The following is a 14,105-nucleotide window of genomic DNA, read 5'->3' as shown; positions in this document are numbered from 1 at the left end:
CGGCCCGCCGGCCGAATGGCCCGCTTTCCGCTTCGGCACCCGCGGTGTCACGGTTTGGTTCCGGAACACCACGGCACGGCCACAGTCCTGGCGCGTGGCACCGATGGTGTCGCAGGCGGATCGTAGAATCGGACGTCGTGGACACAACCGTGCATGATCCCCTGGTCGGGCGGACGCTCGACGGGCGGTACCGCATCGAGGCGCGGATCGCCGTCGGCGGCATGGCCACGGTCTACCGGGCCGTGGACACCCGCCTCGACCGCATGCTCGCGTTGAAGGTGATGCATCCGGGGCTGGCTGCGGACACCGCGTTCGTGGAGCGGTTCATCCGGGAGGCCAAGGCCGTCGCCCGGCTGTCGCACAGCAATGTGGTGGGGGTCTACGACCAGGGCACCGACGGGACGTACGTCTATCTGGCCATGGAGTACGTGGCCGGCTGCACGCTGCGGGACGTGCTGCGCGAGCGCGGGGCGCTGTCGCCGCGGGCGGCGCTCGACATCCTGGAGCCGGTGCTCGCGGCGCTGGGGGCGGCGCACCGCGCCGGGCTCGTGCACCGGGACATGAAGCCGGAGAATGTGCTGATCGGGGAGGACGGCGGCGTCAAGGTCGCCGACTTCGGCCTGGTCAGGGCGGTGGACACGCAGACGAGCGTGTCGGGGGCGCTGCTCGGGACGGTGTCGTATCTGGCGCCGGAGCAGATCGGCCACGGCATCGTCGACCAGCGTACGGACGTGTACGCGTGCGGGATCATGCTCTACGAGATGCTGACCGGCGCGAAGCCGTACTCGGGCGAGACGCCGATGCAGGTCATCGTGCAGCGGCTGAACGAGGACGTGCCGCCGCCGTCCGCCGTCGTACCGGGGCTGCCGCCGCAGCTGGACGGGCTGGTGAGGCGGACGACGTCGCGCGACCCGGTGGGCCGGCCCGCCGACGCGGTGGCGATGTTCGCCGAGGTCCGGGCGGTGCGCGCGGGCCTGGGCGAGGCACAGCTGGACGCCCGGCCGTACGAGGACGCGTTCGGCGGCGGCTACGCGGACGCAGTGCCGCCCGGCGCGGTGGGCTCGGAGGACCCGACCAGTGTGGTGGCCAGGCCGCCGGCGACGGCGGCCCCCGGCGGGGAGGTCCTGAACCGCACCACCCGGCTGCCGCTCCCGCCGCCCGAGCCACTCGGCCCGCCGCGGCACACCTCGGCGGTGCCGATGCCGCCGCCGCCCGCACCGCGCGGGAAGGCCAGGACCGGCAGGGGCGGCCGGGGGCCGCTGGCCGTCCTGGTGGCGCTGCTGGTGATCCTCGGCGTCGGCGCGGGCGTCTGGTACATCAGCGACGGGCAGTTCACCAAGGTGCCCGGCGTGCTGGCGCTGCCGCAGGCCGACGCGCAGCACAAGCTGACCTCGGCCGGCCTGGACACCCGGGTCGAGCAGGGCTTCTCGCTGACCGTGCCGCGCGGCAGTGTGATCTCCACCGACCCGGCGCCGGGCAGGCGGATCCGCAGCAACGGCACGGTGACGCTGACGGTCTCCAAGGGGCCGCAGGAGGCCAAGGTGCCCGAGGTCAAGGGCCACACCCTGGCCGAGGCCCAGCAACAGATCAGGGCGGCGGGGCTGGCTCCCGGCGCGGTGACGAAGTCCTTCGACGACTCGGTCCCGCGGGGCCAGGTCATCTCGACGCGACCGGCGGCCGGCACCCAGCGCGCCCCGGGCACCCCGGTGACGCTGACGGTCTCGCGGGGCTCGCCGGTGGACGTGCCCGACGTGATCGGCGACTCGGTCACCGACGCGCAGCAGAAGCTGCAGGACGCGGGCCTGCGGGTGGTCCTGGCGCCGGAGAAGGTCTTCTCCGACGAGGCCGACAAGGACACCGTCGCTGTCGAGTCCCCGGACCGGGACGCCCAGGCCGCCGAGGGCGACACGATCACCATCACCGTCTCCAAGGGCCAGCAGCTCTTCCCGGTGCCCGACGTCACGGGCAAGAGCGAGGACGACGCCAAGCAGATCCTGAAGGACGCCGGCTTCGACGTCCGGGTGATCGACCTCTTCTTCGGCGACTCGGTCTTCAGCGAGTCCCCGGACGGCGGCAGCCAGGCGCCGAAGGGCGCCACGATCACGGTCTGGGTGCGCTGAGCGGGGCGGCGCGGGGCCGGGAGCGATCGGAACGGCAGGTCTAGATCTCCGGCCCGTCGCCCGGCTCCTCCTGGTAGGAGTAGCGCTGCTCCCCCCAGGGGTCGCCGAGGTTGTGATAGCCGCGTTCCTCCCAGAAACCGCGGCGGTCCGCCGTCATGTATTCGATGCCGCGGACCCACTTGGGGCCTTTCCAGGCGTAGAGCCGGGGGACGATCAGCCGGACCGGGAAGCCGTGTTCCGCGGTGAGGGGCTGGCCGCCCTTGTGGGTGGCGAATATCGACTGGTCGTCGAGGAAGTCCTCGATCCGCAGGTTGGAGCTGAATCCGTATTCGGCCCAGACCATCACATGGGTCACGTCGTCCGCGGGCGGCGCGAGCTTCACCACGGTCGAGGTGGCGATGCCGCCCCATTCGATGCCGAGCATCGAGAATTTCGTGACGCAGTGGAAGTCGCCGACGACGGTGTCATAAGGCAGTGCGGAGAACTGCGGGTGATTCCAGCAGGTCTTGTCAGCGTCGGCGGTCGCACCGAAGACCCGGAACTCCCAGCGGTCGGGCTTGAAGCGCGGCACCGGGCCGTAGTGGGTGACGGGCCAGCCCCGCTGGAGCCGCTGGCCCGGCGGCAGCTCCCCCTCGCGACGCTCGTACCGACCCATGCCTCCATGGTGACAGACCGGACGAGGTGCTCCTGACCGGGCGCAGCCGCCCTTCACCGGACGTAAGGATCCACTTACTGGATCATGCCACCGCGCGGTGCGAGGATGCGCGGAACCATTCGTCAGAACGGAAGGACGGCGTTGCCATGCTGGGCGACCCCGAGGTCATCGAGTTCCTGAACGAACAGCTGACCGCTGAGCTGACCGCGATCAACCAGTACTTCCTCCACGCGAAGATGCAGGAGAACTTCGGCTGGCTGAAGCTGGCGAAGTACACCAGGTCCGAGTCGTTCGACGAGATGAAGCACGCGGAGATGCTGACCGACCGCATTCTCCTTCTCGAAGGCCTGCCGAACTACCAGCGGCTCTTCCATGTCAGGGTCGGGCAGACCGTCACCGAGATGTTCCAGGCCGACCGGCAGGTCGAGGTCGAGGCGATCGACCGGCTGCGCCGCGGTATCGAGGTGATGCACGCCAAGGCCGACTTCACCTCGAAGAACATCTTCGAATCGATCCTGGCCGACGAGGAGCACCACGTCGACTATCTGGACACGCAGCTGGCCCTGATCGAGAAGCTGGGTGAGCCGCTGTACATCGCGCAGTTGATCGAGCAGCCGGACAGCTGAGCCGTACGCCGCCGGTCAGGCCGCGCGCGTCCCGGGGGCCTCGGGCTTTGAAAGGACGACGGGCGGCGCGTCGGCCGGCTCCAGCTTCGTACGGGTGACGCAGCCGGCGCCGCGGCCGAGCAGGCTCTGGATGCGCTTGACGCAGGAGCCGCAGTCGGTGCCGGCCTTGCAGGCGGAGGCTATCTGCCGGGGCGAGCAGCGACCGGCGTCGGCGTGCTGCTTGACCTGCTGCTCGGTGATGCCGAAGCAGGAGCAGACATACACGCGGTCACCGCCGATCCGGGGCCCTGGGGACTGAGGTAACCCTTACCTTACCTGCGGGGTGGGATACAGAAAAGCGACAAGGGGCGCGGATCGATGTGATCCGCGCCCCTTCCGTGCCGCCCCGCCGCTGGGGCGCCGCCGGCTACTGCCCGCGGTACATCTCCGCGACCAGGAAGGCCAGGTCGAGCGACTGGCTGCGGTTGAGCCGCGGGTCGCAGGCCGTCTCGTAGCGCTGGTGCAGATCGTCCACGAAGATCTCGTCGCCGCCGCCGACGCATTCGGTGACGTCGTCGCCGGTGAGCTCGACGTGGATGCCGCCGGGGTGGGTGCCGAGGGCGTGGTGGACCTCGAAGAAGCCCCTGACCTCGTCGAGCACGTCGTCGAAGCGCCGGGTCTTGTGTCCCGAGGCGGCCTCGAAGGTGTTGCCGTGCATCGGGTCGCAGATCCAGGCGACCTGGGCGCCGGACGCGGAGACCTTCTCCACCAGCGTCGGCAGCTTGTCGCGGACCTTGTCCGCGCCCATCCGCACGATGAAGGTGAGCCGTCCGGGGTCGCGGTCCGGGTCCAGCCGCTCGACGTAGGTCAGCGCCTCCTCCGGCGAGGTGCCGGGGCCGAGCTTCACCCCGATCGGGTTGCTGATCCGGGAGGCGAACTCGATGTGCGCGCCGTCCAGCTGCCGGGTGCGCTCGCCGATCCACACCATGTGGCCCGAGACGTCGTAGAGCTTGCCGGTCCGCGAGTCGGTACGGGTCAGCGCCGTCTCGTAGTCGAGCAGCAGCGCCTCGTGGGAGGCGTAGAACTCGACGGTGCGGAACTCCGCCGGGTCGGTGCCGCAGGCCGCCATGAAGTTGAGCGCGTTGTCGATCTCGCGGGCCAGCGCTTCGTAGCGCTGCCCGGAAGGGGAGGACTTCACGAAGTCCTGATTCCAGGCGTGCACCTGGCGCAGGTCGGCGTAGCCGCCGGTGGTGAAGGCGCGGACCAGGTTCAGCGTGGACGCGGACGCGTGGTACATCCGCTTGAGCCGCTCGGGGTCCGGGGTGCGGGCCTCGGGGGTGAACTCGAAGCCGTTGACCGAGTCGCCGCGGTAGGTCGGCAGGGTGACGCCGTCGCGGGTCTCGGTCGGCTTGGACCGCGGCTTGCTGTACTGCCCGGCGATCCGGCCGACCTTGACCACCGGCACCGAGGCGGCGTAGGTGAGGACCGCGCCCATCTGCAGCAGCGTCTTGAGCTTGTTGCGGATCTGGTCGGCGCCGACCCCGTCGAACGCCTCGGCGCAGTCACCGCCCTGGAGCAGGAACGCCTCACCCCTGGCGATGGACGCCAGCCGGCTGCGCAGCTGGTCGCACTCCCCGGCGAAGACGAGCGGCGGATACGAGGTGAGCTCGGCGATCACGTCGCGCAGAGCCTCGGGGTCGGGCCACTCGGGCTGCTGCGCCGCGGGAAGAGCGTGCCAGGTGTTGCCCCCGGCGTGGATGTCTGCGTTCACGGTCACGGCCCCCACATTACGGGGTCGTGTCACCTGATTTTCGCCCCGCTCAGTGGCTGAGACATGCCGTCCGCCCAGCAACGCGGGAACCGAACGCGCGACTGATAACGTCATGCCGTTTCGAGCCGACTGCCGCCCGGGCGCAGGCTCCCTGGGTGGCGCGCGCTGGCGCGCGGGAAGCAGGGCTGCACGTTGACACGCAGACACCGCAGACGGAAGTCGTGGATCGGCTACGGGGCAGGCGTCGTGGCGCTCGCCACCGCGGCCACCTACGGCACGATCGCGCTGGCCACCCCGTCGTCGGGGGGTGACCAGGACGGCAAGGCACCCCTCGCGCAGACCGCGCTGCAGGCCGACTTCGCCGCGGCCGCCGACGAGTTCCAGGTGCCGCAGAGCGTGCTGATGGCGGTCTCCTACCGGCAGACGCTGTGGGAGTCCCACCAGGGCAGGCCGAGCACCACCGGCAACTACAACGTGATGGGCCTGACCCAGGTCACGGACGCCGACGTCGAACAGCCGTCCGGCGCCGACCGGCTGGCGCACCTCGACCTGAGCGGCGACCCGGCCGTCTCCCGGCACTTCGACGCCGACCGGGCGCTGAGCAGCGACCCGGCGAAGGTGGACACCACCGACCCGCGGCTGCACACCCTGGACGCCGCGGCGAAACTGATCGGCGCCGCCACCTCCGAGGTGCGCACCGACCCGCGGCAGAGCGTACGGGCCGGTGCGGCGCTGCTGGCGCAGTACGAGAAGGCCGCGGTCGGTTCGCTGCCCGCCGACCCGGGACGCTGGTGGGCGGGCATCGCCCGCTACAGCCAGTCGCCCGACCGGGGCGGCGCCCAGCAGTTCGTGCAGCGGGTCTTCGACACGGTGAAGTCCGGCGCGAGCCGGGTCACCACGGACGGCCAGTCGCTGTCGCTGCCGGCCGACCCGTCGGTCAAGCCGCAGGAGCCCTCCAGGGTCCCGCTGGCGGCGTCCACCACCGCGACACCGGCCGTGGCGGCCACCACCCCGGAGTGCCCGTCGGCGCTGCACTGCAACTTCGTGGCCGCGGGGTACAAGCAGAACAGCAGCACGCCGGACGACTTCGGCAACTACAACGTGTCCAGCCGCCCCGGCAACGGCGAGGACATCCGCTACATCGTCATCCATGACATGGAAGGCACCTTCGACGGCAGCATCAAGGAGTTCCAGGGCTCCACGGCCTACGCCAGCGCCCACTACCTGGTCGCCGACGACGGCCGCGTCACCCAGATGGTGCAGCTCAAGGACGAGGCGTGGCACGCGGCGAACAAGACCGTGAACATGCACTCGGTCGGCGTGGAGCACGAGGGCTGGGCGATCAAGACCGGTGACTGGTTCACCGAGCAGGAGTACGACTCCTCGGCCGTCCTGGTGAAATACCTGGCCCAGAAATTCAGCATCCCGCTGGACCGCGAGCACGTCATCGGGCACGACGAGGTGCCTGGCGTGCTGGACGCGAACGTCAAGTCGCAGCACTGGGACCCGGGTCCGTACTGGGACTGGAACCACTACATGTCGCTGCTGGGCGCGCCGGACGGCGCGGGCGGCGCGGGCGGTCCGGTGAAGACCGGGCAGCTGGTCCGGGTGGTGCCGCCGTACACGACGACGAACCAGCCGACGCTGACCAGCGGCGGCAAGGCCGTCGCGGCGCACCCGGCGAACTTCCTGTACCTCTACACCTCGCCGGCCACCACGGCCGCGCTGCCCCAGGACCCCTATCTGGGCAGCGTGACGTGGAGCGACGGCGCGAACTGGGCCGACAAGGTCCGGGCGGGCGGCGCCTACGTCGTCGCGGGCGTGCAGACGGACTGGACGGCGATCTGGTACCAGGGCCGCAAGCTCTGGTTCCACAACCCGGGCGGGCAGTACACCTCGGTCGTCGCCCCGACCCCGGTCATCACCCCGAAGTCGGGCACGATCCCGGTCTTCGGCCGGGCCTACCCCGAGGACGCGGCCTACGCGGGGACGCAGGTGCCCGTGCAGGACGACAACCACGCCTCGCTGACGATGTACACGATCCCGGCGGGCCAGGCCTACGCGCAGGCCGGGCCCGCGGAGGTCGGCGACTACTGGTACGCGGGCACCTTCGCCGGCACCGCGGCCGGTGACCGCACCCTGGTCAAGGGCACGAACGTCTTCTACCCGATCCGCTACAACCACCGGATCGCCTGGGTGCGGGCCGCCGACGTGCAGCAGACCACCAGCGTCGCCCCGGTGCCCGGCACCACCCGGCACGACCTGGTCGCCAGGGACGCCTCGGGCGCGCTGTGGCAGTACCAGGGCACCGGCATCGCCGCCCCGCCGTACTACGCCAAGTTCAAGGTCGGCGGCGGCTGGCAGGTCTACAACGCGCTGACCGCGATGGACGTCCTGCGTGCCGACGGGGTCGGCGACATGGTGGCCCGCGACACCTCCGGCGTGCTCTGGTACTACAAGGGCAGCGGCAGGCCCGCCTCCCCCTTCCAGGCCAAGGTGAAGGTCGGCGGCGGCTGGGGCGCCTACGGCAAGCTCGCCGGTGTCGGCGACGCCACCGCGGACGGGCACTCCGACGTGATAGCGCGTGACTCCGCGGGCGAGCTGTGGCTCTACCAGGGCACCGGCGACGCGACGAAGGCCTTCGCCCCGAAGACGGCCATAGGAGGGGGCTGGAACGCCTACAACATGCTGGTCGGCACCGGCGACGTGACCGGCGACGGCAAGGCGGACCTGGTGACCCGCGACTCCTCCGGCGTGCTGTGGCTCTACAAGGGCACCGGCAGCGCCACCGCGCCCTACGCCGCCAAGGCCAGGATCGGCGCCGGCTGGCAGGTCTACAACGCCCTGGTGGGCGCCGGTGACGTGACCGGCGACGGCAAGGCGGACCTGGTGGCCCGCGACTCCTCCGGCGTGCTGTGGCTCTACAAGGGCACCGGCAGCGCCGCCGCGCCTTACGCGGCCAAGGCCAGGATCGGCTCCGGCTGGAACACCTACAACCTGTTGGTCTGACGTGCCGGGTCCTGGTGCGCTAAGGTCGGTGGCATGATCGCGCTGCAGACCTCGACGCACCAGGACTGGTGGTGGACCGCTCATCCGGCGGCCCGCTGAATCGCGCGTATCAGCAGCACTTCGCGAAGGCCGCCCGCAGGGGCGGCCTTCGGCGTTTCCCGGCCCGGTCGCCCCTTCCCCGCTGTCAAGGAAGGACCCGACCGTGTCCTCACGTCCCGACGCCGTACGGCTCGTCACCCGCCTGCTCTCCCCCGGCCACCCGCCCTTCGCCCTGCTGCACCGCAGGACGCCGGGGGGGCCCGAGGGGGTCGTGGAGGTGCTGACGGGCCCCGTCTCGGCCGTCGACCGGCTCGCCGACATCGCCCTGCCCACCGGCCCGGCCGACGGCGGCGCCCGTACCGACGCCCTCGCGCTGATCCCGTTCCGGCAGATCCGCGAGCGCGGCTTCGACGTCCGCGACGACGGCACCCCGCTGCTCGTCCTGCACCCCGAGGAGAGCCTCGAACTGCCGCTCGCCGACCTGCTTGACGCGCTGCCCGACACCCCCGTCCGCGTCGAGGACGGCGCTTTCGACATCGGCGACGACGCCTACGCCGGCATCGTCGGGCGGGTCATCGAGGACGAGATCGGCCGCGGCGAGGGCGCCAACTTCGTCATCCGCCGCACCTTCCGCGGCCACGTACCGGACTTCGGCCCGGCCGCCGCGCTCGCCCTCTTCGCGCGGCTGCTGCGCGGCGAGCGCGGCGCCTACTGGACGTATGTCGTGCACACCGCGGAGCGCACCCTGGTCGGTGCCAGCCCCGAGGTCCATGTGCGGATGTGGAGCGGGCGGGGCGAGGGCGGAGCGCTGCCGGCCGAGGGCGGCCGGGCGGGCGGCACCGTCGTGATGAACCCGATCAGCGGCACCTACCGCTACCCGGCTCAGGGTCCGAGCACCGCCGGGCTGCTCGACTTCCTCGCCGACCCCAAGGAGGCCGAGGAGCTGACCATGGTGGTGGACGAGGAACTGAAGATGATGTGCACCGTCTGCGATCTCGGCGGAGTCGTGGTCGGGCCGCGGCTGAAGGAGATGGCGCACCTGGCGCACACCGAGTACGAGCTGCGCGGGCGCTCCACCCTCGATGTGCGCGACGTGCTGCGCGAGACGATGTTCGCCGCGACGGTGACCGGCTCGCCGGTGCAGAACGCCTGCCGGGTCATCGAGCGCCACGAGCCGGGCGGCCGCGGCTACTACGCCGGTGCGCTCGCGCTCATCGGCCGGGACGCGGGCGGCGCCCAGACGCTGGACTCGCCGATCCTGATCCGCACCGCCGACATCTCCGCGGGCGGCGAGCTGCGCGTCCCCGTCGGCGCGACGCTCGTACGCCACTCCCGGCCGGACGCGGAGGTCGCCGAGACCCACGCCAAGGCCGCGGGCGTGCTCACCGCCCTCGGCGTGCGGCAGGCGCCGGTACGGACCACGGCGGGGCCACGGCCGCGGCTGGCCGACGACATCCGGGTACGGGCCGCGCTGGACGCCCGCAGGGCCCATCTGGCGCCGTTCTGGCTGCGGATGCAGACCGAGCACCCCCCGGCGACCGCGCACGCCCTGGTCGTCGACGGCGAGGACACCTTCACCGCGATGCTGGCCCACCTGCTGCGGTCCACCGGCCACGCGGTGACCGTACGCCGCTACGACGACCCGCGGGTGCGGGAGGCCGCCCTGGACCACCGGGGCCCGGTCGTGCTCGGCCCCGGGCCCGGCGACCCGGCCGACACCGCCGACCCCAAGATGCGCTTCCTGCGCGGGCTGGCCGGCGAACTGGTCCGCGACCACCCGTACGGGCTGCTCGGCGTCTGCCTCGGCCACGAACTGCTGGCCGCCGAACTGGGCCTGGACCTGGTGCGCAAGGACGAGCCCTTCCAGGGCGCGCAGCGGACCATCGACCTGTTCGGCCGCAAGGAGACCGTCGGCTTCTACAACTCCTTCACCGCCCGCTGCGACGGCACCGCGGCGGAGGAGCTGGCGATGCACCAGGTCGAGCTGAGCCGCGACCCGGCCACCGGTGACGTGCACGCGCTGCGCGGCCCGGGCTTCGCCGGGGTGCAGTTCCACCCGGAGTCGGTGCTGACGCTGAACGGCTCGGAGATCGCCGCCGGGCTGCTGGCCGAGGTGCTCGCGCCGGCGCCCTAGACGGGCACGGCCGCCGGTCGGGCCGGCTCGCCCAGAGCCGGTCCGACCAGCCACCGCACCGCGTCCAGCAGTTCGGGTTCGGCCGCGGTGCCGTCCAGGACCAGGTCGGCCCGGTCCCGCGAGGGGGCCACGTACTCCGCGTGGCTCTCGCGGCCGTGGGCCAGGTAGTTGCGCAGCGAGACGATCGGGTCCTGGCGCTGGACCTCGATCTTGCGGAGGATCTTCCTGGCCAGCCGGATGTCGTCCGGCGTGTCGACGTACACCCGCCAGGCGGCCCGGGCGGCGACCGCGGGCAGGGTCAGGGCGAACAGGCCCTCGACCACCACCAGGCGGTGCCGCCCGGACCCGGCGGCGGCGTCGATCGCGGCGGTCACCGCGGTCGCGTCGATGGACCCCGGATGGTTCCAGTCCAGGGTCTCCGCGCCGGTCGCGCTGAGCGTCCTGACCCCGCGCAGCGGATCCTGCGCGGAGACGTAGAAGTCGTCGAGATGGATCAGGCCGACAGTGTCGGGGTGGTGCAGCGCCAGCGCTTCGGCAAGGGTGGACTTGCCGGATGCGGTGCCGCCTGCGACCGCCAGTACGGGCACGCAGAGCCCGCTCGCCACACCCGCCATACCGGGCGCTCCTCAGGTGCTCAAAGGGGAAACGAAGCGGCCGGACAAGCCGGGTGCAGGGAGGATAGGTCCAGGAGATCACTCGCGGCAAGCGCTGTCGGGTGCGTCTTCCTGCCGGGTCGGGCCGGCAGTTCGGCGCTACCCGAAGAAGACCCCCGCCTCGGCGTAAAGGGCGGGGTCGACGGTCTTGATCCTGGCGGTCGCGTCGGCGATCGGGACCCGGACGATGTCGGTGGCCCGCAGCGCCACCATCTTCCCGAAGTCCCCGTCCCTGACCGCCTCGACGGCGTGCAGGCCGAAGCGGGTGGCGAGCCAGCGGTCGAAGGCGCTGGGTGTGCCGCCGCGCTGGACGTGGCCGAGCACGGTGGTCCTGGCCTCCTTGCCGGTGCGCTTCTCGATCTGGTTGGCGAGCCATTCGCCGATGCCGGACAGCCGGACGTGCCCGAAGGAGTCGAGCGTGCCGTCCTTGAGGACCAGGTCGCCGTCGCGCGGCATCGCGCCCTCGGCGACCACCACGATGGGCGCGTAGCGGATCTTGAAGCGGCTCTCCACCCAGGAGCACACCTGGTCGAGGTCGAAGCGCTGTTCCGGTATGAGGATCACGTTGGCGCCGCCGGCCAGGCCCGAGTGCAGCGCGATCCAGCCCGCGTGCCGGCCCATCACCTCGACCACCAGCACCCGCATGTGCGACTCGGCCGTGGTGTGCAGCCGGTCGATGGCCTCGGTGGCGATGTTGACGGCGGTGTCGAACCCGAAGGTGTAGTCGGTGGCCGACAGGTCGTTGTCGATGGTCTTGGGGACCCCGACCACTTTTACGCCGTGTTCCTGGTGGAGGGTGGCGGCGACGCCCAGGGTGTCCTCGCCGCCGATGGCGATGAGCGCGTCGATATCCTGCGCCGCCAGGTTCTCCTGGACCCTCCGCACGCCGCCCTCGATCTTGAGCGGGTTGGTGCGCGAGGAGCCGAGTATGGTGCCGCCCCGCGGCAGGATGCCGCGGACCGCCGGGATGTCGAGCTGAACGGTGTCCCCTTCCAGGGGACCGCGCCAACCGTCCCTGAAGCCGGTGAAGTCGTACCCGTACTCCTGGACGCCTTTCCGTACGATGCCGCGGATGACCGCATTGAGGCCGGGGCAGTCTCCGCCGCCAGTCAGAACTCCGACTCGCATGGACTCTTCCCTTCGTCGCAAGCCAGCTGTGCCGGATGTGACAACCTCCGCCAAGCTAGCGTGACTTGGGTCACATGTCGCCGGTCCTGCCGGACTGCGGCACCTCGTCGAGACCGGCCTCGATCGCGTATCGGACAAGCTCCACGCGATTGTGCAGCTGGAGTTTGCCGAGGGTGTTCTGCACGTGGTTCTGCACCGTCCGGTGCGAGATGACCAGGCGCTGGGCGATCTGCTTGTAGCTCAGCCCCTTCGCGACCAGCCGCAGCACCTCGGTCTCCCGCTCGGTCAGCTGCGGTGCCGCCGCGCACCCGGTCGCGGCGGGCGGCGGGACGGTGGCGAGCCTGCGGTACTCGCCGAGCACCAGCCCGGCCAGCCCGGGGGTGAACACCGGGTCGCCCACCGCGGTCCTGCGGACCGCGTCGACCAGCTCCTCGCGGCCAGCGGACTTCAGCAGGTAGCCGGTCGCCCCGGATTTGACCGCTTCCAGTACGTCGGTGTGCTCGCCGCTCGCGGACAGCACCAGCACCCGTACCGCGGGATCGCCCGCCACGACGTCCTTGCACACCCGCACACCGGACGCCCCCGGCAGGTTGAGGTCCAGCACGAGCACCTGCGGGCGGGCCGCCTTGGCACGGCGGATCGCCTCGGGACCGTCGCCCGCGGTCGCCACCACGTGGAAGCCGGCCTCGGTCAGGTCGCGGGCCACCGCGTCACGCCACATCGGGTGGTCGTCCACCACCATCACCGAGACCGCCTTCTGTGCCGCCAGGTCGTCGCCGACCGTCATACGGTGCCTCCTCGATCGGCGGCGGCGCCGGCCACCGCTCCGTCGGCCGGCCCGGACCTGGGCAGCCGCAGCTCCACCTCGGTGCCCTGGCCCGGCAGCGACAGCAGTTCTGCGGTGCCGCCGAGGTCCCGCAGCCGGCCGCGGATCGACTGGGCCACCCCCAGCCGGCCCTCGCCGGCCGCCGCCGTCAGCCGGCCGTCCGGGATACCGGGGCCGTCGTCCCGCACGGTCACCAGCACCGCGTCCGGCTCGTCCTCGACCAGGATCCAGGCGTGTGCCCGCTCGCCCGCGTGCTGCCACACGTTGTCCAGCGCCGCGCCCGCCGCGGCGGCCAGTTCGGCGGCCGCCGCCGGGTCGAGCAGCACCGGGGTTCCTGGCGCGGACAGCGTCACCCGGCCCGAGGCGTACGGCGCCAGCAGGACCCGCAGGTCGTGCGGCCCCGGCGGGGCGCCGGACTCGGCGCGCGGCGCCGGCATCGGGGCGCCGCTGATCAGGGTGCGCAGCGCGGCCTCCTGCTCACCGGCCATCCGGCCCAGCTCGGCCGCCTCGCCGCCGGCCTGGTTGCCGCGGCGCTGCACCATCGCGAGCACCTGGAGCACACCGTCGTGGATGTCCCTGGCCAGCCGGTCCCGCTCCCGGGTGGCGGCCTCGATCTGCAGCGCGCGGGCCAGCGTGCGCTCGCTGATCCTGGCGACCTCGACCACGTAGCCGATGCCGATGCTGGCGACCCAGACCAGCAGCACGTTGTGCAGGGTGTCGCCGCCCGGGCTGCCGCGCTCGACCAGGTCGGCGACGGCCACCAGCGTGGAGGCGACGGCGGCCCACCGCCAGCCGCCCTTGATCGCGAACGCCAGCACGGAGCCGGCCGTCCAGATGGACGGCAGCGTGAAGGCACCCGAGTCGATCCGGGCCCTGGTGTCGACGACCGCGGTCAGCAGTATCCCGGTGATCGCCAGCGCCAGGTCGGCGGTGAGGAAGCCCTTGGTGCAGCGGCGCTCCGACATCACCCGCCCGAGCGTGGCCAGCGTCCACACCGCCAGCAGGCCGACGTAGGCTCCGCCGAGCAGGGGGTGACGCACGTCGTGGTAGGCGTAGCAGTACAGCGTGACCGCGTATCCGGCCGTCAGTACGCGGTACGCCACCAGGGCGCGCCACAGCGGTTGCTCCACCGACATCCGCATCCGCGACCCCCTTCCCCCGGCCG

The 14,105-nt window shown here is 71.9% G+C and carries 11 protein-coding genes; 4 read left to right on the top strand and 7 right to left on the bottom strand.

Annotation, left to right across the window (positions count from 1 at the left end):
* Positions 1-137: 137 nt before the first annotated feature.
* Positions 138-2,120, top strand: coding sequence for a Stk1 family PASTA domain-containing Ser/Thr kinase (gene pknB / locus OG702_RS27100; protein WP_327291556.1), 1,983 nt, complete (start codon positions 138-140; stop codon positions 2,118-2,120).
* A gap of 40 nt (positions 2,121-2,160) precedes the next feature.
* Here the strand turns inward: pknB and OG702_RS27095 are convergent, their stop codons facing one another.
* Positions 2,161-2,775: a sulfite oxidase-like oxidoreductase gene (locus OG702_RS27095; protein WP_327291555.1), complete on the bottom strand. Its 615-nt coding sequence runs from the start codon at positions 2,773-2,775 to the stop codon at positions 2,161-2,163.
* A gap of 146 nt (positions 2,776-2,921) precedes the next feature.
* On the opposite strand from OG702_RS27095, the gene bfr reads away from it, so the two are divergent.
* Positions 2,922-3,401 (top strand): bacterioferritin, encoded by a 480-nt coding sequence (gene bfr / locus OG702_RS27090; RefSeq protein WP_327291554.1) that lies wholly within the window; start codon positions 2,922-2,924, stop codon positions 3,399-3,401.
* Between the two features lie 15 nt (positions 3,402-3,416).
* Here the strand turns inward: bfr and OG702_RS27085 are convergent, their stop codons facing one another.
* Together OG702_RS27085 and OG702_RS27080 are read right to left on the bottom strand one after the other, a co-directional pair.
* Complete coding sequence (locus tag OG702_RS27085) at positions 3,417-3,665, bottom strand: (2Fe-2S)-binding protein (RefSeq protein ID WP_327291553.1); 249 nt, start codon at positions 3,663-3,665, stop codon at positions 3,417-3,419.
* A gap of 142 nt (positions 3,666-3,807) precedes the next feature.
* Positions 3,808-5,157, bottom strand: a complete 1,350-nt coding sequence (locus OG702_RS27080; protein ID WP_327291552.1) for a class II 3-deoxy-7-phosphoheptulonate synthase — start codon at positions 5,155-5,157, stop codon at positions 3,808-3,810.
* A gap of 186 nt (positions 5,158-5,343) precedes the next feature.
* Here OG702_RS27080 and OG702_RS27075 point away from each other — a divergent pair, with 186 nt between their 5' ends.
* Positions 5,344-8,160, top strand: a complete 2,817-nt coding sequence (locus OG702_RS27075) for an N-acetylmuramoyl-L-alanine amidase (RefSeq protein WP_327291551.1) — start codon at positions 5,344-5,346, stop codon at positions 8,158-8,160.
* A gap of 202 nt (positions 8,161-8,362) precedes the next feature.
* Positions 8,363-10,333 carry an anthranilate synthase family protein gene (locus tag OG702_RS27070; RefSeq protein WP_327291550.1) on the top strand — a complete coding sequence of 657 codons (1,971 nt, stop codon included), beginning with the start codon at positions 8,363-8,365 and terminating at the stop codon, positions 10,331-10,333.
* On the opposite strand, the gene OG702_RS27065 is transcribed toward OG702_RS27070, so the two are convergent.
* From OG702_RS27065 to macS, 4 genes are all read right to left on the bottom strand, one after another.
* Positions 10,330-10,947, bottom strand: a complete 618-nt coding sequence (locus OG702_RS27065; protein ID WP_327291549.1) for a uridine kinase family protein — start codon at positions 10,945-10,947, stop codon at positions 10,330-10,332. The genes OG702_RS27070 and OG702_RS27065 overlap by 4 nt on opposite strands.
* Positions 10,948-11,085: 138 nt before the next feature.
* Complete coding sequence (locus OG702_RS27060; RefSeq protein ID WP_327291548.1) at positions 11,086-12,114, bottom strand: 6-phosphofructokinase; 1,029 nt, start codon at positions 12,112-12,114, stop codon at positions 11,086-11,088.
* Positions 12,115-12,184: 70 nt separating this feature from the next.
* A complete protein-coding gene (locus OG702_RS27055) occupies positions 12,185-12,901 on the bottom strand; it encodes a response regulator transcription factor (protein WP_327291547.1) in 717 nt (238 codons plus the stop codon).
* Positions 12,898-14,082: a MacS family sensor histidine kinase gene (gene macS / locus OG702_RS27050; RefSeq protein WP_327291546.1), complete on the bottom strand. Its 1,185-nt coding sequence runs from the start codon at positions 14,080-14,082 to the stop codon at positions 12,898-12,900. Before macS ends, OG702_RS27055 begins: the two co-directional genes overlap by 4 nt.
* Positions 14,083-14,105 lie beyond the last annotated feature (23 nt).

This window comes from Streptomyces sp. NBC_01198, from assembly GCF_036010485.1.
Lineage (GTDB): Bacteria > Actinomycetota > Actinomycetes > Streptomycetales > Streptomycetaceae > Actinacidiphila.
Note: the sequence above shows the minus strand (reverse complement) of the source record. Positions and strands in the feature narration are given on the sequence as shown.